The sequence below is a fragment of the Cutibacterium nasicola genome, assembly GCF_052654715.2.
This window is the reverse complement of record NZ_CP199745.2, coordinates 301,982-327,039: the sequence shown is the minus strand read 5'-3', so window position 1 is coordinate 327,039 and position 25,058 is coordinate 301,982. Positions and strand designations below refer to the sequence as shown.

The window sequence follows — 25,058 nt, the reverse complement described above, 5'->3', positions numbered from 1 at the left end:
GGGTTCGGAATTCCCTGGCTTCGCACTTCTCCATCGCTGCGTCGGGATCACCGCTGCCCCTCGCTGCAGATTGGAAGTGCCGTGCGAACTCCGCACGGGCGGACCTTCTCGCAGCAACTCGAGTGGTCGTGTGTCGCCATGCCAGGGCACGCACAAGTGCCCGGTTGATCCGGACACGCGCTAACAGCGTATCCCCCGGGTTGCAGAGGGTCAAACTCGCCGTCGCTGCGACGAGGTGCGTCGAAAAGGCATCGCGACAGTCCCGTGGAGCTCAACTCCACGGGTCACCGTCAGCTGTTCCTCAGACGCCCGTACGAGGAAGCGCCACCGGACGGGAGGCAGGAGCACCCATGTCACCCGCAGCCAGGAAGTTGCCATGGCTCTTGCCGTTGACCTGCCCCTTGATCGTTCCGTTGACGTGAATGTCACCCGAGGCGTGCAGGGAGGGGAACACGATCGGCGGGATGCTCACCACCCCACCTTCAATCTTCGGCAGGACGATGGGCCGCCCACTGACATCGGGAAGGGTGATGGTGCCACCGTTGATGTCGGGGAGGGTGATCGTCCCACCCTTGATGGTCGGCAGTACGATGGGGCCGGCACTGATGTTCGGAAGGTGGATGGTGCCGCCGTGAACCTCCGGGGGCACGATAACGCGACGGTGAGGCGACCGGCTGACGCCGACACTCACATGCACCGATGCACGATGAGTCGGGCGGGCGTCTGCAGTCGCTCGGGACGTCGGAGTGGGAACGGGTGCGCTCTGCGCATGAGCACTGGTGGCGGCCGACACGGCGCCAGCCATTCCCAGACACGCCACGACGGCACCTGCGACAACTGCGCGCTTCATTCCTTCATCCCCTAACGATACCAGCGGTATTCATACTCGGACAAGTTTACGACACGGGTGGGACAGCCAACAATTCGGCAACGTCCCTGGCCTTGAGAACAGGGGCGAGTCCAGCGCCCACGATGGACACGGGGCTCATACTTCTTGGTGCTTGCCTCACTCCTTGGTACTTGCGTCGCGGATCAAGGACGCCACCAGCTCGTCATACCGACCAGGGGCACTCCACCCTTTTCAGCCCCGACGACACACCCGAGACGACGAGAGCGGGGCGACACCGTTTTCGGCACCGCCCCGCTCCCAAGGGTCAGTCAGATCAGGCCATCGGACCCAGGTCCAAGTCGTCCAACGGAACAGCCGCACCCGACCCCGAACCGAAGTCGTAGTCGAACGGGTCGTAGTTCATCGTGAACGCAGCAGCCTTGGCCTCCGCGGTCGGCTCCACCCGCATGTTGCGGTACACCTCCAGGCCGGTACCAGCCGGGATGAGCTTACCGAGGATGACGTTCTCCTTGAGGCCGACCAAGGTGTCCGTCTTGCCGTTGATGGCGGCATCAGTGAGCACCTTCGTTGTCTCCTGGAAGGAGGCGGCCGACAGCCAGGACTCGGTGGCCAGCGAAGCCTTCGTGATGCCCATGAGCACCGGACGGCCCTCCGCAGGGCGACCGCCCTCGGCAACAGCCTTACGGTTGGCGTTCTCGTAGGAGTTACGATCCACCAACTCACCCGGCATCATCTGGGTGTCACCGGACTCGATGACGGTGATGCGGCGAAGCATCTGGCGAATGACGATCTCGATGTGCTTCTCGTGGATGCCAGCACCCTGGGTGTTGTAGACCTTCTGGACCTCCTTGACGAGGTACTCCTGCACCCGGCGCACACCGGAGATGCGCAGGACGTCCTGCGGGTCGGCGGTACCACCCATGAGCTGCTCGCCGGCGGCCACCCGCACGCCGTCACGAATGACACGGTGGGTGCCGTCGAGGTCGAACTCGAGACGGGCACGACGCGGTAGCACGTACTCCACGTCCTCCTCGCCGTCGTCACGCACCAGGATGAGCTTACGACGGGTGTCGGACTCATCGATGCGGATGACACCAGCGGCCTCGGCCAGTGGCGACTTGCCCTTCGGGCTACGGGCCTCGAAGAGCTCGACGACACGGGGAAGACCCTGGGTGATGTCATCACCGGCGACACCACCGGTGTGGAAGGTACGCATCGTCAGCTGGGTGCCGGGCTCACCGATCGACTGGGCCGCAATGATGCCCACGGCCTCGCCGACGTCAACCAGGTGACCGGTCGACAGCGAACGTCCGTAGCACCGGGCGCAGCAGCCCTGGGCTGCAGTGCAGGTGAGTACCGACCGCACCTTGATCTGCGAGATGCCGGCGGCGATGAGCTTGGACATCTCCTCGTCGCCGAGATCGGAGTTGGCTTCCACCACGACATTGCCATTGGCGTCGACGGCGTCGGCAGCCAGACAGCGGGCGTACACCGCAGTGTCCAGCCCCTCGGCACGCACCAGGTTGCCGTTGCCGTCATCGACAGCGATGGTCTTGGGCATGCCCCGGGAGGTGCCACAGTCCTCCTCGCGGACGATGACGTCCTGGGACACGTCGACCAGCCGACGAGTCAGGTAACCGGAGTCAGCGGTACGCAGAGCGGTGTCGGCCTGTCCCTTGCGACCACCGTGAGTGGAGATGAAGTACTCCAGAACCGTCAGGCCCTCGCGGAAGTTCGACTTGATCGGGCGAGGAATGATGTCGCCCTTCGGGTCAGCCACCAGGCCACGCATAGCAGCGATCTGACGCATCTGGGTCATGGAACCTCGGGCGCCCGAGTCGACCATCATGTGAATCGGGTTGGTCTGGGTGAAATTGGCCTCCATGGCAGCGGTCAGCTCGGCAGTGGCCTCGGTCCAGATCTGGATGAGGTCCTGACGACGCTCCTCCTCGGTCACGGCGCCGCGATCGTACTCACGGTCGACCTTGGCGGCGCGAGCCTCGTACCCGGCCAGGATCTCCGGCTTGGTCGGCGGGGTCTGGACGTCACCGATGGAGACGGTCACGCCGGACAGCGAACCCCACTTGTAACCGATGTTCTTGAGGTTGTCGAGAACGTGGGCCACCTCGAGCTGGGTCATCCGCTCGCTGAGGTCGTTGACAATCTTGCCAATCTGCTTCTTGCCGACGAGGTAGTCGACGTAGGGGTAGTCGTCCGGCAGCACCTCGTTGAACAGAGCTTGTCCCAGGGTGGTGTCGAGGATGACGGAGCCGTCAGCGCGAACCGTCTCGCCGTGCGGCGGCACGACATCCTTGAGACGCAGCTTGATCTTGGCACCAACCTCGAGCTCCCCGAGATCATGGGCCATGATCGCCTCGGCCAGCGAGGAGAAGGCACGTCCCTCACCCTTGAGGCCGTCAAGGGCCATCGTCAGGTAGTAGGCACCGATGATCATCTCGTGCGAGGGCAGAGCGACCGGGCGACCGTCAGCGGGCTTGAGGATGTTGTTCGTCGACAGCATCAGGACTCGGGCCTCGGCCTGGGCCTCGGGGCTCAGAGGCAGGTGCACGGCCATCTGGTCACCGTCGAAGTCAGCGTTGAAGGCCGAGCAGACGAGCGGGTGAAGCTGGATGGCCTTGCCCTCGATGAGCTGGGGCTCGAAGGCCTGGATACCCAGACGGTGCAGGGTAGGCGCACGGTTCAGCAGAACCGGGTGCTCCTTGATGACCTCCTCGAGGACGTCCCACACCACCGGACGCTGACGCTCGACCATGCGTTTGGCGGACTTGACGTTCTGGGCGTGCTCGAGGTCGGCCAGACGCTTCATGACGAAGGGCTTGAACAGCTCCAGGGCCATGGTCTTGGGCAGACCACACTGATGCATCTTGAGCTGCGGGCCGACGACGATGACGGAACGGCCGGAGTAGTCGACGCGCTTACCGAGCAGGTTCTGACGGAAACGTCCCTGCTTACCCTTGAGCATGTCGGACAGCGACTTGAGCGGACGGTTGCCAGGGCCGCTCACCGGGCGTCCACGGCGGCCGTTGTCGAACAGGGAGTCGACGGCCTCCTGGAGCATGCGCTTCTCGTTGTTGACGATGATCTCCGGGGCACCGAGGTCAACCAGCCTCTTGAGGCGGTTGTTTCGGTTGATGACGCGACGGTAGAGGTCGTTGAGGTCCGAGGTGGCGAAGCGGCCACCGTCGAGCTGCACCATCGGGCGCAGGTCCGGCGGGATGACCGGGACGCAGTCCAGCACCATGCCCTCCGGCGAGTTGCCGGAGTCGAGGAAGGCCTGCACGACCTTGAGGCGCTTGAGGGCACGGGTCTTCTTCTGGCCCCGGCCAGTCTTGATGATGTCGCGCAACTTCTCGGACTCACCAGCCAGGTCGAAGTCACCCAGACGACGCTTGATCGCCTCGGCACCCATCGAACCCTCGAAGTACTTGCCGAAGCGCGACTTCATCTCGCGGTAGAGAATCTCGTCGCCCTCGAGGTCCTGGACCTTGAGGTTCTTGAAGCGGTCCCACACGGCGTCCAGGCGATCGATCTGACGCTGGGCGCGGGTCTCGATGTGCTTGAGCTCCTTCTCGGCGCCGTCCTTGACCTTGCGACGAACGTCAGCCTTGGCCCCGTCAGCCTCGAGCTGGGCCATGTCCTCCTCGAGCTTGACCCGGCGGGCCTCGAGCTCGGAGTCACGGCGCTGCTCCAGGCGCGAGCGCTCGGTCTGCACCTTGGCCTCCAGAGAAGGAAGGTCGCGGTGGCGGGCCTCCTCATCGACGGCGGTGATCATGTACGCCGCGAAGTAGATGACCTTCTCGAGGTCCTTGGGCGCAACGTCGAGCAAGTACCCCAGCCGGGAGGGAACCCCCTTGAAGTACCAGATATGGGTCACCGGGGCCACGAGCTCGATGTGTCCCATGCGCTCACGACGCACGTTGGAACGGGTCACCTCGACGCCACAGCGCTCACAGATGATGCCCTTGAAGCGAACGCGCTTGTACTTGCCGCAGTAACACTCCCAGTCGCGGGTCGGGCCGAAGATCTTCTCACAGAACAGGCCGTCACGCTCGGGTTTGAGGGTGCGGTAGTTGATGGTCTCGGGCTTCTTGACCTCGCCGTGGCTCCACGTACGGATCTGGTCGGCCGTGGCCAGGCCGATCTGCAACCGGTCGTAGTAGTTGGTGTCCAGCACTATTGTTCTCTTTCCCCCACATGAGTGAGTGGTGGCCCCTCCTCGTCAGGAGGGGTTCCAGTCGGGGTGTCTGTGTGGGGCGGGTTGTCCGGGCCCGTCCCCACCCCCGTCAAGCGGACTGTGTTCAGGGGGCCGGGACAGCATCGTCGTCCCGGCTCAGTGGGCAGGTCAGTCGGCCATGGCGTTGTCGGCGCCGGGACGACGCCCGATGTCGATGCCCAGACCGGACCGGGTGTCATCATCGGAAGTGCGCAGGTCGATCTCCTGGCCCTCCGAGTTGAGCACCTCCACGTTCAGACAGAGCGACTTCATCTCCTTGACGAGCACCTTGAACGACTCGGGGATACCCGGCTCAGGGATGTTCTCGCCCTTGACGATCGCCTCATAGACCTTGACACGGCCCGGAACGTCATCGGACTTGATGGTGAGCAGCTCCTGCAGCGCCCAGGCGGCACCGTAGGCCTCCATGGCCCACACCTCCATCTCGCCGAATCGCTGACCACCGAACTGAGCCTTACCGCCAAGGGGCTGCTGGGTGATCATCGAGTACGGCCCGGTGGAACGAGCGTGGATCTTGTCGTCGACCAGGTGGTGCAGCTTGAGCATGTACATGTAGCCGACACCCACCTTGGACGGGAAGGGCTCTCCGGTACGGCCGTCGAAGAGGGTGGCCTTGCCGTCGACGTCGACGAGCATGTCGCCGTCACGAGTCGGATGACCGTACTGCAGCAGACCGGTGATCTCCTCCTCGGTGGCGCCGTCGAATACCGGGGTGGCCAGACGCGACTCCTCGGGGACGTCGATGAGGCCGACCTCGCGCAGACGTTCGGCCCAGTCACCCTCGGCCTGGGTGATGTCCCAGCCGGAGTGAGCGATCCAGCCCAGGTGCATCTCGAGCACCTGACCGACGTTCATTCGCGATGGCACACCCAGGGGGTTGAGGATGATGTCAACCGGGGTGCCGTCAGGCAGGAACGGCATGTCCTCGACGGGCAGGATCTTCGAGATGACGCCCTTGTTGCCGTGGCGTCCGGCCAGCTTGTCACCGATGGAGATCTTGCGCTTCTGAGCGACGTAGACGCGAACCATCTGGTTGACGCCGGGGGCCAGCTCGTCACCGTTCTCGGCATCGAAGACGCGCACGCCGATGACGGTGCCCTCCTCGCCGTGGGGAACCTTGAGGGAGGTGTCGCGGACCTCGCGGGCCTTCTCACCGAAGATGGCGCGCAACAGACGCTCCTCAGGAGTCAGCTCAGTCTCGCCCTTCGGTGTGACCTTGCCGACCAGGATGTCGCCGGTGCCGACCTCGGCGCCGATGCGCACGATGCCGTTCTCGTCCAGGTTCGCCAGCATGTCCTCCGAGACATTCGGGATGTCCCGGGTGAGCTCCTCGGCACCCAGCTTGGTGTCGCGGGCGTCGACCTCGTGCTCCTCGATGTGGATCGAGGTGAGGACGTCGTCGGAAACGATGCGCTGGGACAAGATGATGGCGTCCTCGTAGTTGAGGCCCTGCCACGGCATGAAGGCAGCGAGCATGTTGCGGCCCAGCGCCAATTCGCCCTTGTCGGTGGATGGGCCGTCAGCCAGCGGGGTACCGACCTCAACGCGCTGGCCCACCTTGACCAGCGGACGCTGGTTGATGCAAGTACCGGCGTTGGAGCGGCGGAACTTCTCCAGCTTGTAGGTCTGGTAGGTGCCGTCGTCACAGGCGATGTCGATGAGGTCAGCGCTCACCGACAGGACCGAACCGGCCTTCTCGGCGAGGGTGACGTCGCCGACGTCAACCGCACAGCGGTACTCCATACCGGTTCCGACGAACGGAGCCTCGGTGCGCACCAGCGGCACGGCCTGACGCTGCATGTTGGCGCCCATGAGGGCTCGGGACGCATCGTCGTGCTCAAGGAACGGGATGAGGGCCGACGCCACCGACACCATCTGGCGCGGGGAGACGTCCATGTAGTCGACCTCGGAGTTCGGGACCTCATCGGCCTCGCCGTGACGTTGACGCACCAGGACGCGGTCGTTGACGAAGTGGCCCTTGTCGTCGACCTTGGCGTTGGCCTGGGCGATGACGTGACGATCCTCCTCGTCAGCGGTCAGATAGACGACCTCGTCGGTGACCTGACCGTTGATGACCTTGCGGTACGGGGTCTCGATGAAGCCGAAAGCATTGACGCGGGCGAAGGAGGCCAGCGAACCAATGAGACCGATGTTCGGACCCTCAGGGGTCTCGATCGGGCACATACGACCGTAGTGCGACGGGTGAACGTCTCGAACCTCCATGCCGGCGCGGTCACGGGACAGACCACCGGGGCCCAGGGCCGACAGACGGCGCTTGTGGGTCATCTCAGCCAGCGGGTTGTTCTGATCCATGAACTGCGACAGCTGGGAGGTTCCGAAGAACTCCTTGATCGCGGCCGTCACCGGACGGATGTTGATCAGGGTCTGCGGGGTGATGGCCTCAATGTCCTGGGTGGTCATGCGATCACGCACGACGCGCTCCATACGGCCGAGGCCGGTACGGAGCTGGTTCTGGATGAGCTCGCCGACGGTGCGCAGACGACGGTTGCCGAAGTGGTCGATGTCGTCGGGCTCGACGACGATGTCATCGCGTCCCTCGCGCGGCAGGGTCTCGGTACCCTCGTGCAGGGCGCACACGAAGTGAATGGTGGCGACGATGTCGTCGATCGTCAGCACCTGCTGGTCGAACGGCAACGACAGGCCGAGCTTCTTGTTGATCTTGTAGCGACCGACCTTGGCCAAGTCGTATCGCTTCGGGTTGAAGTAGTAGTTCTCCAGCAACTGCTGGGCGGCGTCGCGCGACGGCGGCTCACCAGGACGCAGCTTCTTGTAGATGTCCAGGAGGGCCTGGTCCTGGGTTTCGACACCGTGATCCTTCTCGAGGGTCTGACGGATCGACTCGTGGTCGCCGAACTCCTCAAGGATACGATCAGCGGTCCAGCCGAGGGCCTTGAGGAAGACGGTGACATTCTGCTTGCGCTTGCGGTCCAGACGGACGCCGACGGTGTCACGCTTGTCGATCTCGAACTCGAGCCAGGCGCCACGCGACGGGATCACCTTGCAGGTGAAGATGTCCTTGTCGGAAGTCTTGTCCGCGGACTTCTCGAAGTAGACGCCCGGGGAACGCACGAGCTGGGAGACGACGACACGCTCGGTGCCGTTGATGATGAAGGTGCCCTTCGAGGTCATGAGCGGGAAATCACCGATGAAGACCGTCTGGGACTTGATCTCCTCGGTCTCGTTGTTCATGAACTCCGCGGTCACGAACAGCGGGGCCGCATAGGTGGCATCCCGATCCTTGCACTCATCAACGCTGTGCTTGGGATCCTCGAAACGGTGGTCGCGGAAAGACAGGGACATCGTCTGGGAGTAGTCCTCGATCGGGGAGATCTCCTCGAAGATCTCCTCGAGGCCGGACTTGGTGTTGGTGTCGGTTCGCCCCTCTGCTAGGGCGGCGTCCACATGGGACTGCCATATCTCGTTGCCAACGAGCCAGTTGAACGACTCAACCTGCAGGTCGAGAAGGTTGGGAACCTCCAACGGCTCGTGAATCTTGGCGAATGAGATTCGTCCCGACTGGGGCGAAATGGCGTTGGTGTTCTTCGACGCAGTGCGCGTGGCGGCCAATGTGCGGTCCTTCCGAGAACTCCTACAACCGACCCGTCGGCCGGCCTGGGGGCATGACAAACCGCCCATGTCAAGCATGGGCGATCGCTGGCTATGGTGCAAGGAAAAACTATATGTCAACGTTGACGGGTCATGCAAATCGGCGTCAGTAGCGCATCCAAACTGTGCCCGATAGCGGCCACGGACGCAACCCGACTCGCCAAACGGCCTCGTTCAGGGGTCGGTGGACACGTCTGCCACTCCCCCCACAACGCCGAAGACCTGCGTCACCCATGGGTGACGCAGGTCTTCGGCCTGTTGGAACAGTCGCTACGCGAGGACTGTCACTTGAGGGTGACGGTGGCGCCGGCGGCCTCGAGAGCCTCCTTGGCCTTCTCGGCGTCTTCCTTCTTGGCCTTCTCGAGGACGGGCTTCGGAGCGCCCTCGACGAGGTCCTTGGCGTCCTTCAGACCCAGGCTGGTGAGGCCACGGACCTCCTTGATGACCTGGATCTTCTTGTCGCCGGCCGACTCGAGGATGACGTCGAACTCGTCCTTCTCGTCCTCAGCGGCAACGGCCTCGCCACCGGCAGCCGGAGCACCGGCAGCAGCGGCGACAGCCACGGGGGCGGCAGCGGAGACGTCGAAGGTCTCCTCGAACTGCTTCACGAACTCGGAGAGCTCGATGAGGGTCATCTCCTTGAAAGCGTCAAGGAGCTCTTCGTTGCTGAGCTTCGCCATGATGGGCGTCCTTTCACTCGTTGGTGTTGTCCTGGGCGGCGGACGCCTCAGGGGTCTCGGTTGTCTTGGGCTCCTGGTCGGAAGCCTCTCCAGCTCCACCGATCACGGACGGATCAGCAGCAGCCTTCTCCTGCAGGGCGCCGAGGCCGCGGGCGGCCTTGGACGGCAGGGCGTTGAAGACCACAGCGGCCTTCGTGAGGTTGGCCTTGAGGCCACCGGCGAGCTTGGCGAGGAGGACCTCACGGGACTCGAGATCGGCAAGCTTCTTGACCTGGTCGGCGTCGAGGACGTTGCCGTCCATCACGCCGCCCTTGATGACCAGGAGCGGGTTGTCCTTTGCGAAGTTCTTCAGACCCTTGGCCACGGAGGCCACGTCACCGTTGATGAAGGCGAGGGCGGTGGGGCCGACGAGCTGGTCGTCGAGTCCCTCGATACCCGCCTCCTTGGCGGCGATGCGGGTGAGGGTGTTCTTCGCAACGGCGTAGGTGGCGTCACTCCCCAGTGAACGGCGCAGATCCTTGAGCGCCGACACGGAGAGACCGCGGTACTCGGTCAGCACGGTGGCGTCGGCCGAGGAGAACTTCTCCTTCAGCTCAGCGACCGCGGCGACCTTGTCAGGCCTAGCCATTGGGTCTCCTTCCCACTTCTCGTACGTCACACTGGCAGATGAACTGCCAACGTCGAAGCCGTAGGGAGGACAAACAGAAAAACCCCGGTGCACAGGCGCACGACGGGGCAACAAGGTCATCTCGACGTTCACCTGCGCGGGCCATCCATCGCTCCGGATGCTTGGCGGAAATTCCGACCAGCGGTCTACGGCAACGACAAAAGCATAACCGACCGAGGACGGTGAACCAAATTGGGCGGGAGCGCCACTGCTGACTCACGCAACGGCCCCCGTAGCACCAGAGCGCTACGGGGGGCCGTTGCGTGAGTACGTTGGTCACTCAGCGACGCGAACGGAGGCAGGATCAATCTGCACGCCCGGACCCATCGTCGAGGAGACGGTCACCTTGCGCAGGTAACGACCCTTGGCGGCGTTCGGCTTGAGACGCAGGATCTCGTCGAGAGCGGCGTAGTAGTTCTCAGTCAGCTTGTCCGGCCCGAAGGACACCTTTCCGATGAGGAAGTGGAGGTTGGCGTAGCGATCGGTGCGGAACTCGATCTTGCCGCCCTTGATGTCGGCGACGGCCTTGGCGACGTCCATGGTGACGGTGCCGGTCTTGGGGTTCGGCATCAGGCCACGGGGACCGAGGACGCGGCCCAGACGACCGACCTTGCCCATCATGTCCGGGGTGGCGACCACGGAGTCGAAGTCCAGGTATCCGCCCTGAACCTTGGCGATGAGGTCGTCGTCACCGACCTCATCGGCGCCCGCGGCGCGGGCGGCCTCGGCCTTCTCACCGGTGGCGAAGACGAGGACCCGTGCCGTCTTGCCAGTGCCGTTGGGAAGGTTGACGGTACCGCGGACCAGCTGGTCAGCCTTCTTGGGGTCGACGCCGAGACGAACAGCCACATCGACGGTCTCGTCGAACTTGGCCGATGCGCCCGATGACACCAGGCTCAGAGCCTCCTCCGGGGAGTAGAGCTGGTCGACGTTCACCTTCTCGGCGGCTGCGCGGTATGCCTTGCTGCGCTTCATATCTGGTTCCTTTCACCAGGTGTGGTGAGGGCAGCGCGTGCCCCTCCACAAAAACTGTCTGTGGGTTGTGGGTCTCAGGCCTCGACATCGACGCCCATGGAGCGGGCAGTGCCGGCCACGATCTTCATGGCGGCCTCGACATCGTTGGCATTGAGGTCAGGCATCTTGGTCTCGGCGATCTCGCGGACCTGATCCTTGGTGATCCTGCCGACCTTGTGGGTCAGCGGGTTCTCGGTGCCCTTCTTGATTCCGGCAGCCTTCTTGATGAGCTCGGCAGCAGGCGGGGTCTTGAGGACGAAGCTGAAGGTGCGGTCCTCGTAGATGGTGATCTCGACCGGGACGACGTTTCCGCGCTGTCCCTCGGTCTGAGCGTTGTAGGCCTTGCAGAACTCCATGATGTTGACACCATGGGGACCAAGAGCGGTGCCGACTGGCGGGGCCGGGGTGGCCTGTCCAGCCTGGAGAGCGACCTTGACGAGAGCCGCTACCTTCTTCTTAGCAGGCATTGATGGGTCCTTCTTTCGGTGGTGACGGCACCGGTTGATGCCGTCAGTGCGAGTCCGGGCGTGACGAGCGTCCGGAGACAGACGCACCGACCCAGTCTAAGCGACTCGGCCGGTGCGTCCAAAATGAGGATCAGACACAATGTTGGGTCAGATTTTTTCGATCTGGTTGAACTCCAGGTCCACCGGGGTGGAACGTCCGAGGATCTCGACCAAGGCCTTGACGCGCTGGTTGTTGGTGTTGATCTCGGTGATCTGAGCCGGAACGCCGGCGAAGGGACCATCGGTGATCTGCACCGACTCGCCGACCTCGTAATCGGCAACCTCGACCTTCGGCCTGGCCTTGGGCGAGGGAGCCTTGTCGGCGTTGTCATGGGCGACCTTGGCGACAACCGACGGCGTCAGCATCTTGACGACCTCGTCGAAGGTCAGCGGGATCGGGGTGGCCGACTGACCGACGAACCCGGTCACCGACGGGGTGTGGCGCACGATGCCCCACGAGTCGTCGGTCAGGTCCATGCGCACCAGCACATACCCGGGCAGGTACACCCTGGTGATCGTCCGGCGCGTGCCGTTACGAATCTCAACGACCTCCTCGGTGGGAACGACCGTCTCGAAGATGTAGTCCTCCATGTTGAAGTTCTGCACGCGAGCGTCAAGGTTCTGCTTCACCTTGTTCTCCATGCCGGAGTAGGTGTGCAGCACGTACCACTCACCGAACTTCGAGGACAGCTCGTCGCGCAGTTCCTCGATGGCGGCGTCAACGGCATCCTGGTTGCCGGCGCTGGCCAACTCGTCCTCGTCGGGCTCGTCCTGGTCGTCGGCCGCCTGGCCGATACCGAGGTTACGGGCGATGTCGTCGTCCGAGGTGTCCTCGGCCTTGTCGTCACCGAAGTCGAGGTTGATCTCGGGCTCCTTGGCGGAGTCCTCCTCGCCGAGGTCTCCGAGGTCGATCTCGACCTCGTCGTCCTTCTTCTCGGTCTCGTCGGGGGTCAACGCGTCGAGGTTGATCTCGACGTCGTCGTTCTCGCTGAAATGGGGGCTGTCAGTCACAGGTCAATTCTCCAATGTGATCGTCAGTTGCCAAAAAGTTTGATGATGATCCATCCGAAGAGGACGTCCAGGCCACTGACGTAAGCGATGATGAGCAGAACGAAGACGAGAACGACGAGGAAGTACTGACCCAGCTCGTCACCGGTGGGCCACTTGACCTTGCGCAGCTCAGCAACCGACTGCCTGGTGAAGGTCACCGGGCCAGTACGCTTGCTGCCCTGCTCGGCAGGCTTCTGCTTGCTGCTCTGCTTGCGGACCGGAGCCTTGGTCAACTCGCGCTTCGGCTCGGAGCCAGCGGACTTGGCGGCAGAAGCGGACACGGGCTCCTCATCGGCGTCGTCAGCCTTCCTGACGCCCTTGCGCACCGGCTTGCCATGACGGGCGGGCCTCCCGACGGCGTCCTTCTTGCGGACAGGGCGGCTGGACCGAGCGGAGGCGGCAACCTTCTCAGCTTCCTCGAGCTGCTCAGGATCGTCAACGACCATGTCTTCGGGGTCGGCCTTGTCAGGAGTCTTGTCGACGACATCGTCAGGAGTCGTCAACTCCTCGGCCTCGGGATCAACGACGTCGTACTCCTCAGTCTCCGGAAGGTTGCGGGATGCGAGATCCTCTCCCCTCAAGGACAGCTCGCCCTCGACGGAAGGATCTTCTCCGCCACTGGGGTTTCGCTTCTCGTCGGTCACGCTGTTCCTTCGGGTCCTGTCTGACGGTTGGTGCCGTGGATCAGGATTTCGCCACGGCTGCGCACCAGGGATACGCCCCGCACATGCGTCTCGCAGGGCACGAGGGACTTGAACCCCCAACCTGCGGTTTTGGAGACCGCTGCTCTGCCAATTGAGCTAGTGCCCTTCGGCGCTGCCTGGGTGGTAACGCCAGCACAGGGAGTATAGGAGAGAATCCGGTCTCACGTCGAATCAGACTCGCAGGCCCTTTCCGGCACTCCCTGGCAACCATCCATCACGCAGGATGCTTGGCCGCGTACTGGTCCATGGTGTCAGTCCGCATCGCTTGCGCCAACTCCTGCATACCAGCCTCGTCGACGATGTCGTACTGCTGCCCGTCCTTTGACTTGCCGTAACCCTTGATCGGGGCCTGCACGGAGACGATGCCAGCCCCGGAGTCGAACTTGAGGCTGGTGGCCAGCTTGCGCACCTCCTTGTTGGTGAGCGCATCGTCGACCGTCATCGTCGAGCCGACGTCGGAGACCACCTGGGAGAACTTCTTCGGGTTCGTCAGCGTGTCCATCGAAAAGATCTTGTCGATCATCGCGGTGAGGACGGCGCGCTCGTTCGCTGCACGGTCCACGTCACCATGTGTGAGACTCTTGCGTTCGTGGACGTAGGCAAAGGCCGCGTCGCCCTCAAGGGTGACGCTGCCCTTGTCGAAGTGGTGACCGAGGCTGTCAAATTCCTGCGAGTTGTAGACCTGGATGCCGCCGAGGTCCCTGCTGAGCTGTTTGAACCCATTGAAGTCGATGACGACGCCGTGGTCCATCTTGACGTTCGTCAGCTCCTCCAACACCTTGATCGTCAGAGGCACCCCACCCCACGAGTAGGCAGCGTTGATCTTGGCCTTGGAATCCTTCTTGACGACGTCATTGGCCGGGATCGTCACCCACATGTCACGCAGGAAGCTGACGAGGTACAGCTTCTCGCGATTGGCGGGAAGATAGGCAACCATGAGGGTGTCGGAACGGCCACGATCCCAGCCGCGGGAGTCTGAGCCCACGAGGACGAACGTCCGCGCACCGGTCTCGACCGAGGGCGGACGGGTGCCCTGCACGGCCACCGGAGCCCGGTTGAGGTTGTTCATGCCGGCATTGATCGACCGCAGGTAGTAGGCGATGATGCCGACGACGGCGAGCAGCAACGCCAGGACGATGGCGAGGAAGACCTTCGGCCAACGACGCTTGCGCTTGGCCTCGGTTGCCGAAGCCGCACGGCCCCCGGCATCATCGTCGGAGCGCTCCTCGAAGAGCTCGTCGACGGTGGCGTCCTCTTCGCCTGGGTCATAACCGCGCCGTCCGGCAGTCGGCTCAGCATCCTCGGCGGGGAGTCCACGACGAGGCGCGGCACTGGCATCAGGGGCATTGCCATTCTCGCCCTCGAAGTCGTCCGGGTCGTTGAACAGATTGAGTCCGTCGTCGTGAGCCATGGGTATGCCCCCTCCTGCTGACATTCAGCGAACCAGTTGGCCTTCAGGATACGCAACGCCAATGGCCCCACACACCTACCAAGAGTGTGCGGGGCCATCATAAGGGGGTTTCGCAAGATTGCAGAATGGCCTCTCAGTTGGCGAGGAGCTTCTCAGCGGCTGCCAGCAGGACGCAGGTCGAGACGCCTTCCATGGCCTCACGCAGCTCGTCCATGCCAGGGAAGGACGGTGCCAGACGGATGGTGCGATCGTGCGGGTCATCGTGGAGGGGATGTGACGCCCCGGCTGGGGTGAGAGCGATACCAGCTTCCTTGGCCAGGGACACCACGCGAGAAGCCGTACCATCCATGACGTCAAGGGTGATGAAGTACCCGCCGGCCGGATGAGTCCACGTGGCGACCTCACGACCGCCGAGACGGTTGGTGAGGATCTCGTCGACGAGGGCGAACTTCGGGGCGAGAATCTCGCGGTGGGCGCGCATGAGCCTGCGAACACCCTCGGCGTCACCCAAGTACTTCGCATGACGCAGCTGATTGACCTTGTCAGGGCCGATCGAGCGGATCCCGGCGTGCCCCAGGTACCAGTCCAGGTTGGCCTTCGAGGAGGCCAGGAAGGAGATGCCGTCGCCGGCAAAGGTGATTTTGGAGGTCGAGGCGAACTCGAACACGCGATCAGGGTTACCAGCTTCCTCAGCCCACTGCAGCACCGGCAGCGGTGGACGTTCGGCGTCGGTCAGGTGGTGCAGGGCATAGGCGTTGTCCCACCAGATACGGAAGTCGGGGGCGGCAGGCATGGACACCAGAGCACGAACGGTCTGCTCGTCATAGACGACGCCGTTCGGGTTGGCGTACATCGGTACCACCCACATGCCCTTGACGGACGGGTCGGCGGCCAGCGTGGCCACCTCGTCGACGTCGGGGCCGTGCTCCCCCAGTTCCACCGGAATCATCTCGATTCCGAGGTGCTCGCAGATGGCGAAGTGGCGGTCGTAGCCCGGGACCGGGGCGATGAACCTCACGTTCTGGCCGAACCACGGTTCCTCACTCGCGATGCCATGGACGAAGGCGAACATCGCGAGATCGTGCATGATCGACAGGCTGGAGTTGTCGGCGGCGATGATGTGGTCGACGTCGACCCCCAACAGTTCGCCGAAGATGCGACGTATCTCAGGGAGTCCGCGGCTGCCTCCGTAGTTGCGGACATCCTGGCCGTCCTCGGCGTGGGAGGGAACATCCATCGTCAGCAGGTCCGCGTTGAGGTCAAGCTGTGCCGGGGAAGGTTTGCCGCGGGTGATGTTGAGACAGGCACCACGGGCGACGAGCTCGGCATACTCGCCGCTCAGCTGCTCGTGCAGGGCGGACAGGTCATCGGGGGACAAGTCAGTCAGCGAGGTCGTCATAGGCCAATTCTGACCCTTGGACCCACCACGACAACAGGCGACCCTCCAAACTCGGCCACTGCGAGGTTGGAGGGTCATCGGGCTGGATGAGTTGTATCGACCTCAGATGACGCACCCGACGAGGCGCGGTTCAGGCACCAATGTGATGCCGTACGCGTCGCGAACCCCCTCGATGAGGGTGCGTGCCAGAGCAGTGAGATCGTCGCAGCTGGCGTTGCCACGGTTGGTCAGGGCCAGCACGTGCTTGGTCGACAGGCTGGCCGGGGAGTTCTCGGCCACCCTGAACCCCTTGCCGTATCCGGCGTGGTCGATGAGCCATGCGGCACTGGTCTTCACACGACCATCAGGCTGGGGAAAGGAGGGTGCAGCCTCCGGAACCTTGTCGGGAGCCACCACAGGGTTGGTGAAGAAGGACCCCGCACTCCAGGTGTCGTGGTCATCAGGGTTGAGGACCATACCCTTGCCCCCGCGCACCTCCAGGACCGTCTCGCGCACCTTGGAGGTGGCGACCCTCTCCCCCGGCTCGACCCCCAGGCGACGCGCCAACTCGGCGTAGCGTACCGGCAGCGACCGGGTACCGAGGTTGAACTGCATGGTGATGTCCAGGACGACATATCGGTCTGGTTCGGCCTTGAACCGGCTGGACCGGTAACCGAAGCCGCACTGATCCGCGGTGAAGGTGCGCTGGGTGTCATCGCGACGGTCCCAGGTACGAACCCGGGCGATGAACTCGCTGACTTCGACGCCATAGGCACCGACATTCTGGATGGGCGTCGAACCGACAAGGCCGGGTATGCCGGAGAGGAACTCCGGGCCGATCCACTCCTGCTCGATGGCGTGGACGACGAAATCGTCCCAGACCTGACCGGCGGCAACCGTTACCAGGGCACCGCCGCACGAGGACACCTCGGCGGACAGTCCCGAGGTCGCGACGCGCACGACAGTGCCGTCGAATCCGTCGTCGCCGACGAGGACGTTGGAGCCACCGCCGAGCACAAGGCAGGGTTCACCGCGTCGATCGCAGTCGCGGACGGTGTGCAGGAGCTCGTCACTGGTCGTGGCAATGACGAGGTGACGGGCCGGACCACCCACGTTGAACGTCGTGAGCGGGGCGAGCGGGACGTCGTCCCCTCCTGTGAGTGTGGTCGTCGCGCCGATCGCCTCGTGGTGGATGGTGCTGCATGCCTCGGTGGGGTCGTCGTCCTCATAGGGGCCGATGACAGTGGTGCTCACTGCTCCTCCTGCTTGACGACGACCTCAACTCGTCCAAGAACGGACTGTCCGTCGCACTTGACGTCGACACCCAGGGTCGCGGTGTCATCGACAACCTTTCGAACCGTGGCGGCCACCTCGATGGAGGCGCCCCCCTTGGTGTCGGGGACGAGCACCGGGCGGGTGAAGCGAGCTCGCTGGGACAGCACCCGTTCAGGCCCCCCGACCCACTCGATGACGGCACCCAGGGCCGCCCCCATCGTCCACATGCCGTGGGCGATGACGCCTTCCATGCCGGCCTCGCGGGCAGCACGGTCGCTGTGGTGGATCGGATTGAAGTCCCCTGACGCACCGGCGTAACGGACCAAGGTGGTCCGGGTGACGTCAATGGTGCGCGGCCCGAATGTCTGGCCTTCCGTCAGCTGCACGCTCATGCACTCGCCTCCGGACGGGTGTGCCACAGGGTCGAGGTGGCATTGCCGAGGTGTTCGCCGTTGACGTGGTCCAAGGAGACGTCGATGCCGACGATGTCGGTGTTGCCCCGGATACGAACCGAGGTGATCTTCAGCGTCGAGGTGACCTCGTCGCCCTTGTGAAGCGGACGGATCCAGTTGAAGGACTGATCGGTGTGGATCATGTGCTCCAGCCGGAGGTCAAGCTGTTCGTCGTCGAACAATGGCTCCCATGCCCGGGACGCCAGGACCATGGCGAATGTGGGCGGGGCAATGGGGTCATCACCCTGGTAGGCCGGAGCCGTGTCGCCCAGCGCGGTGGCAAGCTCCCGGATCTTCTCCGCAGTAACGAGGTAGGGGTCTGTCGTCGGATACGTGCGCCCGACGTCATCAGGACTGATCGGCATGTCATTCAGGCTATCCCAGACCTCCGACGACCCAGAATGCTTGACAACGAACACATCAGCGAGGGGCCACCCCCAGGTGACCCCTCGTCAAAGGTTCGTGGCTTGACGACCCGACGTCAGCGCGTCTCGCGATGCGCGGTGTGCTTGTGGCAGCGCGGGCAGAACTTCGCCATCTCCATGCGATCAGGATTGTTACGGCGGTTCTTCTTGGTGATGTAGTTGCGCTCCTTGCACTCGGTGCAGGCGAGCGTGATCTTCGGGCGAACGTCGCCGGACTTCTTGGCCATCTTTCCTACTTTCGAGCCGTGTGGAGTGTGCGCTCCCGAGTTTCCCCGGTTTGTTTGGTAGCGGAGGCGGGAATCGAACCCGCGACACAGCGATTATGAGCCGCTTGCTCTACCCCTGAGCTACCCCGCCATGTGATCCTCGGCACCCATTCGGGCCCAGCCCACCGGGTAAGTGGAACCGATTCACACCCAGAGCCCCCAAGCAGAATCGAACTGCTGACCTTCTCCTTACCATGGAGACGCTCTGCCTACTGAGCTATAGGGGCAACGAATGAGAAAACTACACGAGCTTCCGATCGTTGGCAAATCAAAACACGATTCCCCTGACCGCCGGGGTGACATCCCTCGTGGGAAACCATTTTTGGTCGGATCGTTCCGCCTCAATTGCTTTCCCAGCCGAACGATTCGGTCACGTATCCAGCCTTGGCGAAACCAACCCCCGAATCCATCCGACCCGGGGGTTGTGTGGCAGGTGTTGGATTCGAACCAACGTAGGCGAACCGACGGTTTTACAGACCGCTCCCTTTGGCCACTCGGGCAACCTGCCGTGCTGGCACGAGCCAGCGATCGAAAATACTAGCAGGCATGCCGTCACCGTGACCAATCCGGCCTGTCAATGAGACGGGCAGACCAACCGAGATCGCTGCACGTGGCCTTGCAGTGAGGCTTCCCCCACCCACGAGACAGGTTGTTACGATGCCACCGTGTCCGGCATCTCCTATGACCATCAGCACCCTCATCTCGACGAATTGATGACCCTGTACACCTCGGTTGGCTGGACGGCCTACACCGCCCATCCGTACAAGATGGAGGGGTTGCTCGACCGAGTCGACCAGCTGCGATGCGCCAGGATCGACGGACAGCTCATCGGCTTCTCGCGGGCCATTTCCGACGGCGTCCAGGTTGCCCTCATCCAGGATCTACTGGTTCATCCGACATGGCAGCGACAGGGGATTGGCCGACACCTGCTGATGTCGATGATGGAGCACTACTCGAGTCTGCGACAGATCGTCCTGCTCTGCGACGACGTCCCGGGAATCGTCTCCTTTTACGAGTCGTGTGGACTCCATGACATCGCCCGAGAGGAGGGAAAAGCCTTCGTCAGGTACCTCTACGAGTGATGCCGGAGCCGTCGTCACGTCGCTGCGTCATCTCCCTGTGACAGACTCTGTCCATGCGCATCGCCAGCTTCAACGTCAACGGCATCCGAGCTGCCCTGAAACGAGGATTCTCCAACTGGATGGAGGCCCGTGACTGCGACGTCATCGGCCTGCAGGAGGTGCGCTGCCGTCCCGCGGATCTCCCGGAGGGGGCATTCGGTGACGCCCACGTCTCCTGGGCGCCGGGTTCACTGGCCGGACGTAACGGCGTCGCCCTGCTCACCCGCACCGCACCGGCCGAGGTGAGGTCGTGGGGAACCCACCTCTTCATGGCCCCCGGGGAGGCACCCAATCTCGACGAGGTTCGCCCCGGAAACACCGACGGACTACCGGTTGAACTGGTTCCCTTCACTGACGAAGGGCGATACATCGAGGTGGATCTCGCCGACGTACCCCTCACCGTCGCCTGCCTGTACCTGCCCAAAGGAGCCACTCCGGACCCCAAGGACGAGAAGTCCATGGCGAAACAGGACCGCAAGATGACGTTTCTGACCGGATTCCGTGAACACCTGGCGACCCATCGCCAGGAGTGCGCGACCCTGGGGCGTCATTTCCTCGTCATGGGTGACTTCAACATCGCTCACGAGAACGCCGACCTCAAGAACTGGAAGTCCAACCAGCGCAACGAGGGATTCCTGCCAGAGGAGAGGCAGTGGTTCGACACCATCCTCTCCCCTGACACCCTCGTCGACGTCGTGCGCGCCCAGCACCCTGATGTCGACGGCCCCTACTCCTGGTGGAGCTGGCGCGGCAAGGCCTTCGTCAATGACACCGGATGGCGTATCGACTATCACCTGGCCTCACCGGAGCTGGCGAAGAAGGCTGTCATGGCCGAGATCGACCGGGACCCCTCTTATTCCGAACGCACCTCCGACCACGCGGCCGTGGTCGTCGACTATGACCTATGAGTCAGGACGGGTCGAACATCTCCTCGACACGACGCGCGCGGACATCCGCCACACTCTGGTGAGACCAATGTGGGTCGCGGTCCTTGTCGACCAGCTGGGCCCGCACCCCTTCACAGAAGTCCGAGTTGCGCATGAAGGAGCGTCCCAGGGCACGGTCGGTCTCCAGGACCTCGGCGAAACCTGACGCCCCCTCGGCCTTGATGACGGCGGCCAGCGCGACGGCCACCGACAGCGGGCAGCGTGTGGCGATGTGCTCGGCGGCCCTACGTGCGGCATCCTCCGGGCGATCGGCCAGACGACGGCACACCTCGACCGGGTCATCGGTGTTGTAGCACTCCTGAATCCACACCGCGTCGTGGGCGAGCTGGCATGTGGCCGGATCGACGTCGACAGCGTTGCCGTCAGTGCCAACGACCTCGTCCACCAGGCCGGCCCACAGCGCTGACGCTGCATCAATCGCGGCTCCCGTCATGGCCAGGTGACGCCCAACCAGGCGCGGGGCGCGCGACAGCTCGAACGACACGCCGACGTCGGGCCACAGACCAATTCCCGTCTCCGGCATCGCCAGGACGAGATCCTCGTGCGCCTCGACCTGCTTGAGGCGAAGGGCCAGACCCAGGCCACCGCCCATGGAGATCCCGTGCAGATGCGCGGTTCCGGAATCGACCGCAGCGATCGCCGCATCGACGTCGTACTCGAAATCCAGCCAGTCGCCTGCGGCCTCGGGGTCCTCCAAAGCCAGCGACCTGAGCTCTCGAATGTCGGCGCCGGAGCAGTAGCCGCGCTCTCCCGCACCTGACAGGTCAATGCTGCGCGGCGAGTCTTCGACGGCCTTGCCGATGGCCACCAGCATCTCACCGGACAGTGAATTGATGGCTCGGGGACGATCCAAGGTGATCGCCACGTCATCGCCACCGCTGATCTTCACCTCATCCATGACCCCAAGCCTGCCACCTTCACCGTGCTGCAGGCCGTCGCGAGGAACATTGCCAGCAACGGTCTGCAGTCGAGTCGATCACCAAGCTCGGTGCCGTGATTGCGTGTTGGCAGCCCTCTACCAGGGCCAACAACCGCAGCGAAGCGGCGATCGTGCATCTTCTGCACGACCTTGCCAACCGGGGAGGAGCACTCATCATGTCCACCCATGATGTCCACGCCCTGTCCGACCTCGCCGACGACGCGGTCGCTGCTGCGTACCGTGCTGTTCGCCGAGCTGGTCGCCGTGAGGATCTTCGGCGGGGTGGCCGAGCAACTCGTTGATGCGGTCGCCCATGAAGTCGGAGGCGACGAGCGCGAGTGCCCCCGGCCTTCTCATGAACCTGGTCCCATCGGTACCCCAGGGTGAGATCTCGATGAGACGGTGGCCACACACCCACCTTGGTGACCAAGCATTGAAGTGCGACGGGGTCGTCAGACCACTCGTGGAGATTCCAGGTCGCCTTGCGGTAGGTCCGGGAACTCTCAGCCGCAATGGTCACGGACGTGGCAGCAGAGTACCGGTCATGATTCTTCGTGAGGTGTGTGCCGATGCGGGACGTGGACATCCTTGTGCGTCCATCCTTGTCCCAGGCTGCGCTCATGCCAGACCAGTCGAGCGGCGAGCACCAGGACCAGAGCGACCCCAAGGGCCACCGCACTGTTGCGCCACGACAGGTTGACGGCGTCGAAGGACAGCAGGATGACGGTGGTCCATACTGCCGGACGCACATATCGGGCAGCTTCGTCGATCAACGGCAACAACAGCGCCCCCCACAGCACGTACCACGAGTGCAGGGCCGGGGCGCTCAGTGCAACGACCAGGAATCCCAGAGCCAGGAAGGACAGCGGCTTGCGGGGCAGCAGCCGAATCGCCATGACGACCAGGAGCGCGGCTCCGACCAGTACGCCGATCGCCTGGGTGATGGGGATGACAGCGGCCGCCGCTTGGTGAGCCCCGAAGAGCCCCAGAATCATGCGCACCCCCATACCGACGAGGGTGAATGGCGAAACCGTCAGCACCATGCCCGGGACGTCGACGGCGTGATACCACCCGAATCCCAAACCGGATGCCCACGAGATACCCGCGAACACGGCCACGGACACGGCGAGCGATCCCACCATGCGCCCCACCGCTGGGACGAGGTGAGGGGGATGCCACGACTCCATGGGATGACGAATGAACGGCAGCGCGACAGCGACCATGAACGCCGGCTGCTTGATGGCCGCCGCCACCCCGACGAGGAGCGCCCCGACGAGCCACGACCAGCTCGTCATGCATGCCAACCACAGCCCCATGACGACCAGCCCCATCATGAGGGAGTCATTGTGGGCGCCTCCGATGAAGTCGACGACGAGGATCGGGTTGAGGGTGGAGAACCAGGCGGCAAAGTGCGGGTCACGACCGACCCTGCGCGCCACCCGCGACATCAACAGGCCGATGGCGATGACGCCGAGAAGGGCTGGAATTCGCATGAACACCGCGGACCAGTAGGGATTGTCAGCGGTGAGATGGACGATCAGGTGCTGCACAGCCAAGGCCAGAGGGCCGTACGGGGTCTTGGTGTACCGCCACTCCTGGGCCACCTGGTCGGCGAAGGCACCGGGCAACAGCCCCGGGTACCCCTCATACGGGCTGATGCCGTTCTCCAGCAACCATCCCTGGGCCGCGTAGGAGTAGGCGTCGTGGCTGAAGATGGGTGGGGCGAGCAGAAAGGGCAAGCCCCACACGCCGAGGACGGCCCACGGGTGCAGCCCGGCACGGATCCCCGGACGATGCTTGAAGTACCGACGCACATGTGTGGGAAGTGGCTCGGCAGCGAGGCCACGGGGTTCACGGCCCGGACGCAAGCGAAGCCAGGAGTCCACCAACAAACCGACGCCGACGAGGACAAGGAGGGTCCCGACGATGCGCCAGGTCGAGCCACGCAGACCGGCCTCGTCGAGACGGGACCACCACGGTGAGTTCAGTGGTAGATACGCCGGGGTCAGGGATCCAGCGGTGATGAGAATCGTCCCGCCCAGTCCCTCCAGGACCGACCGGGACCGCCAGGCGCGCAGATAGGCAAACCACTTGACTTGGATGCGTCGACGCCAGCCCACCGGCTGCTTCACCGGTCACCATCCGATCCCCACGCGCTGACGAGGCCTGTTCGCGTCGTCGAGTCCGGTACCCGCTCGTCACTCCATGCCAGGGCGTCAAAGGGACACGACTCGATGCACATCCCGCAGTACATGCACAGTCCCCAGTCGATGGTGAACTCGTCGAGGACGGCGACGGTTCGGGGACGGCGGACGTCCGAGTCGGGAACGGATTCATTGTGGGCGTCAATGGTGATGCACCAGGCCGGACATGCGCGGGCGCAGATGACGCAGGAGGTGCAGGCGTCAACATCGAGAGCGATGGCGGAATGCCTCATACCCGCCTCCTCCGTGTGGTCCGTTCCCGGGGGCTCTGTTCGCGCGTGGCGTGTCCTCGTGCGGCTCGTGTGGCTCCGGCGTCTCGTCCGGCGCGCGATCGTGGACGTCGTCCCGACATGGCCTCGACGACCTCGACATCGGAAATGTCCTCGCCATCCTTGATACGCCGCCAGGTGTCGGGGTCGGGAACGCCGGCTGGCAGGGCACGGCGTCGGCTCGCCGACTTGGAGGTGGACGGGTCGGCCACACCGGGCCAAGTCGTCTCGGCTCGTTGCGCCAGCACGACCTCCTTGCGCAGCGGCGGTATGGGCGCGTCGTGAATGAGGAGGGCGCGATCGTCAGCCCCTGAGCCGACGAATGTCACCCCGAAGAAGTCGTGAATCTCCCGCTGGTACCAAGCGGCTCCGGCCACGATGTCGACGACGGAGTCGAGACTTCCGCCATCGCGAGGCACACGGGTCGACACGGTGACGTCCTCCCCGCCATGGTCCTCGCATCGACAGACGACGATGATGTCGGGGTCCTGGCCACGTTCGCCGGCACCGTCGATGGCCGTCAGATGGGCCAGCCACGGGTGGGTGGCGATCGCCTCGGCCACGGCGTCGTGCCATGTGTCAGCAGCGACATCAACGGAGGTCATGCTGCCTCCCGGGAGGAGGACAGGAAACTGGTGAGGGCGTCCGGGCTCGGCGGACAACCGGGAATCCAGTGATCGGCCTCGACACCGATGGCGGGCAGCCCGTCAACGACTCCCGATGAATCCCAGTAGGGGCCACCAGCACAGGCACAGGCACCGAAGGCCACGACGTCGACCGGATGGTCCTCACGCAAGGTTTCAATGGTCGAGCGGACCACGGGCGCCAACACCGTCGAGATGGTTCCCGACACCACCGCGACGACCAGCGACCCTGAGGGGGCGTCCTGACGTGTGGGAGCCGCAACCGGCACCGCCACCCCGCTCTCGACCCCACAACAGGCCATGGCGAGGTCGACGACGTACACGGACCCGTCGGCAAACCAGTCGATGAACTCCACCGGGCCATCGTAGCGACGACATCGTCCAGGGAAATCCG

At 63.9% G+C, this 25,058-nt stretch carries 23 protein-coding genes and 4 tRNA genes; 3 read left to right on the top strand and 24 right to left on the bottom strand.

The window, feature by feature from the left end; translation table 11 throughout:
* Positions 1-301: 301 nt before the first annotated feature.
* The 19 genes from ACUCCZ_RS01490 to ACUCCZ_RS01400 form a co-directional block, all read right to left on the bottom strand.
* Positions 302-649, bottom strand: a complete 348-nt coding sequence (locus ACUCCZ_RS01490) for a hypothetical protein (protein WP_435917978.1) — start codon at positions 647-649, stop codon at positions 302-304.
* Positions 650-1,163: 514 nt separating this feature from the next.
* Entirely contained in the window at positions 1,164-5,045 is a 3,882-nt protein-coding gene (locus tag ACUCCZ_RS01485; protein WP_435917940.1) for a DNA-directed RNA polymerase subunit beta', read from the bottom strand.
* Positions 5,046-5,213: 168 nt separating this feature from the next.
* Positions 5,214-8,693, bottom strand: a complete 3,480-nt coding sequence (rpoB, locus tag ACUCCZ_RS01480) for a DNA-directed RNA polymerase subunit beta (protein WP_435917941.1) — start codon at positions 8,691-8,693, stop codon at positions 5,214-5,216.
* Between the two features lie 323 nt (positions 8,694-9,016).
* On the bottom strand, positions 9,017-9,412 hold the full coding sequence (rplL, locus tag ACUCCZ_RS01475) for a 50S ribosomal protein L7/L12 (RefSeq protein WP_435917942.1): 396 nt from the start codon (positions 9,410-9,412) through the stop codon (positions 9,017-9,019).
* A 13-nt stretch (positions 9,413-9,425) separates the two neighbouring features.
* Positions 9,426-10,040, bottom strand: a complete 615-nt coding sequence (gene rplJ / locus ACUCCZ_RS01470; protein ID WP_003866501.1) for a 50S ribosomal protein L10 — start codon at positions 10,038-10,040, stop codon at positions 9,426-9,428.
* A gap of 315 nt (positions 10,041-10,355) precedes the next feature.
* Positions 10,356-11,054 carry a 50S ribosomal protein L1 gene (gene rplA / locus ACUCCZ_RS01465; RefSeq protein WP_435917943.1) on the bottom strand — a complete coding sequence of 233 codons (699 nt, stop codon included), beginning with the start codon at positions 11,052-11,054 and terminating at the stop codon, positions 10,356-10,358.
* A gap of 74 nt (positions 11,055-11,128) precedes the next feature.
* Positions 11,129-11,560, bottom strand: coding sequence for a 50S ribosomal protein L11 (gene rplK, locus ACUCCZ_RS01460; protein ID WP_435917944.1), 432 nt, complete (start codon positions 11,558-11,560; stop codon positions 11,129-11,131).
* A 147-nt stretch (positions 11,561-11,707) separates the two neighbouring features.
* A complete protein-coding gene (nusG, locus tag ACUCCZ_RS01455) occupies positions 11,708-12,610 on the bottom strand; it encodes a transcription termination/antitermination protein NusG (protein ID WP_435917945.1) in 903 nt (300 codons plus the stop codon).
* 23 nt (positions 12,611-12,633) lie between these two features.
* Entirely contained in the window at positions 12,634-13,293 is a 660-nt protein-coding gene (gene secE, locus ACUCCZ_RS01450; protein WP_435917946.1) for a preprotein translocase subunit SecE, read from the bottom strand.
* Positions 13,294-13,386: 93 nt separating this feature from the next.
* Positions 13,387-13,459, bottom strand: a tRNA-Trp gene (locus tag ACUCCZ_RS01445).
* 108 nt (positions 13,460-13,567) lie between these two features.
* Complete coding sequence (locus tag ACUCCZ_RS01440; protein WP_435917947.1) at positions 13,568-14,764, bottom strand: LCP family protein; 1,197 nt, start codon at positions 14,762-14,764, stop codon at positions 13,568-13,570.
* Positions 14,765-14,897: 133 nt separating this feature from the next.
* Positions 14,898-16,163 carry an aminotransferase class I/II-fold pyridoxal phosphate-dependent enzyme gene (locus tag ACUCCZ_RS01435; RefSeq protein WP_435917948.1) on the bottom strand — a complete coding sequence of 422 codons (1,266 nt, stop codon included), beginning with the start codon at positions 16,161-16,163 and terminating at the stop codon, positions 14,898-14,900.
* 102 nt (positions 16,164-16,265) lie between these two features.
* A complete protein-coding gene (locus ACUCCZ_RS01430) occupies positions 16,266-17,396 on the bottom strand; it encodes a UDP-N-acetylmuramate dehydrogenase (protein WP_435917949.1) in 1,131 nt (376 codons plus the stop codon).
* Positions 17,393-17,809, bottom strand: a complete 417-nt coding sequence (locus tag ACUCCZ_RS01425) for a MaoC family dehydratase (RefSeq protein WP_435917950.1) — start codon at positions 17,807-17,809, stop codon at positions 17,393-17,395. Before ACUCCZ_RS01425 ends, ACUCCZ_RS01430 begins: the two co-directional genes overlap by 4 nt.
* The gene (locus ACUCCZ_RS01420; RefSeq protein ID WP_435917951.1) at positions 17,806-18,234 is read right to left on the bottom strand and encodes an FAS1-like dehydratase domain-containing protein; all 429 of its coding nucleotides are present in this window, start codon (positions 18,232-18,234) and stop codon (positions 17,806-17,808) included. The genes ACUCCZ_RS01425 and ACUCCZ_RS01420 overlap by 4 nt, the downstream gene beginning before the upstream one ends.
* Before the next feature lie 116 nt (positions 18,235-18,350).
* On the bottom strand, positions 18,351-18,521 hold the full coding sequence (gene rpmG, locus ACUCCZ_RS01415) for a 50S ribosomal protein L33 (protein WP_004809087.1): 171 nt from the start codon (positions 18,519-18,521) through the stop codon (positions 18,351-18,353).
* A 55-nt stretch (positions 18,522-18,576) separates the two neighbouring features.
* Positions 18,577-18,651: transfer RNA gene (locus ACUCCZ_RS01410), tRNA-Met, on the bottom strand.
* 63 nt (positions 18,652-18,714) lie between these two features.
* Positions 18,715-18,787 (bottom strand) — tRNA-Thr (locus ACUCCZ_RS01405).
* Between the two features lie 200 nt (positions 18,788-18,987).
* Positions 18,988-19,068, bottom strand: a tRNA-Tyr gene (locus ACUCCZ_RS01400).
* Between the two features lie 157 nt (positions 19,069-19,225).
* Between ACUCCZ_RS01400 and ACUCCZ_RS01395 the strand changes: the two genes are divergently transcribed.
* Entirely contained in the window at positions 19,226-19,642 is a 417-nt protein-coding gene (locus tag ACUCCZ_RS01395) for a GNAT family N-acetyltransferase (RefSeq protein WP_435917952.1), read from the top strand.
* A gap of 53 nt (positions 19,643-19,695) precedes the next feature.
* Positions 19,696-20,589: an exodeoxyribonuclease III gene (locus ACUCCZ_RS01390; RefSeq protein ID WP_435917953.1), complete on the top strand. Its 894-nt coding sequence runs from the start codon at positions 19,696-19,698 to the stop codon at positions 20,587-20,589.
* Position 20,590: 1 nt separating this feature from the next.
* On the opposite strand, the gene ACUCCZ_RS01385 is transcribed toward ACUCCZ_RS01390, so the two are convergent.
* On the bottom strand, positions 20,591-21,526 hold the full coding sequence (locus tag ACUCCZ_RS01385) for an enoyl-CoA hydratase/isomerase family protein (protein ID WP_435917954.1): 936 nt from the start codon (positions 21,524-21,526) through the stop codon (positions 20,591-20,593).
* Between the two features lie 207 nt (positions 21,527-21,733).
* On the opposite strand from ACUCCZ_RS01385, the gene ACUCCZ_RS01380 reads away from it, so the two are divergent.
* A complete protein-coding gene (locus ACUCCZ_RS01380; protein ID WP_435917955.1) occupies positions 21,734-21,934 on the top strand; it encodes a hypothetical protein in 201 nt (66 codons plus the stop codon).
* A gap of 155 nt (positions 21,935-22,089) precedes the next feature.
* On the opposite strand, the gene mptB is transcribed toward ACUCCZ_RS01380, so the two are convergent.
* Genes mptB through ACUCCZ_RS01360 form a run of 4 tightly spaced genes read right to left on the bottom strand, consistent with a single transcriptional unit; the run spans position 22,090 to position 25,020 of the window.
* Entirely contained in the window at positions 22,090-23,679 is a 1,590-nt protein-coding gene (mptB, locus tag ACUCCZ_RS01375; protein WP_435917956.1) for a polyprenol phosphomannose-dependent alpha 1,6 mannosyltransferase MptB, read from the bottom strand.
* The gene (locus tag ACUCCZ_RS01370) at positions 23,676-23,984 is read right to left on the bottom strand and encodes a 4Fe-4S binding protein (RefSeq protein WP_435917957.1); all 309 of its coding nucleotides are present in this window, start codon (positions 23,982-23,984) and stop codon (positions 23,676-23,678) included. The genes mptB and ACUCCZ_RS01370 overlap by 4 nt, the downstream gene beginning before the upstream one ends.
* Entirely contained in the window at positions 23,981-24,625 is a 645-nt protein-coding gene (locus ACUCCZ_RS01365) for an NADH-quinone oxidoreductase subunit C (RefSeq protein WP_435917958.1), read from the bottom strand. The genes ACUCCZ_RS01370 and ACUCCZ_RS01365 overlap by 4 nt, the downstream gene beginning before the upstream one ends.
* A complete protein-coding gene (locus ACUCCZ_RS01360; protein WP_435917959.1) occupies positions 24,622-25,020 on the bottom strand; it encodes an NADH-quinone oxidoreductase subunit B family protein in 399 nt (132 codons plus the stop codon). Before ACUCCZ_RS01360 ends, ACUCCZ_RS01365 begins: the two co-directional genes overlap by 4 nt.
* Positions 25,021-25,058 lie beyond the last annotated feature (38 nt).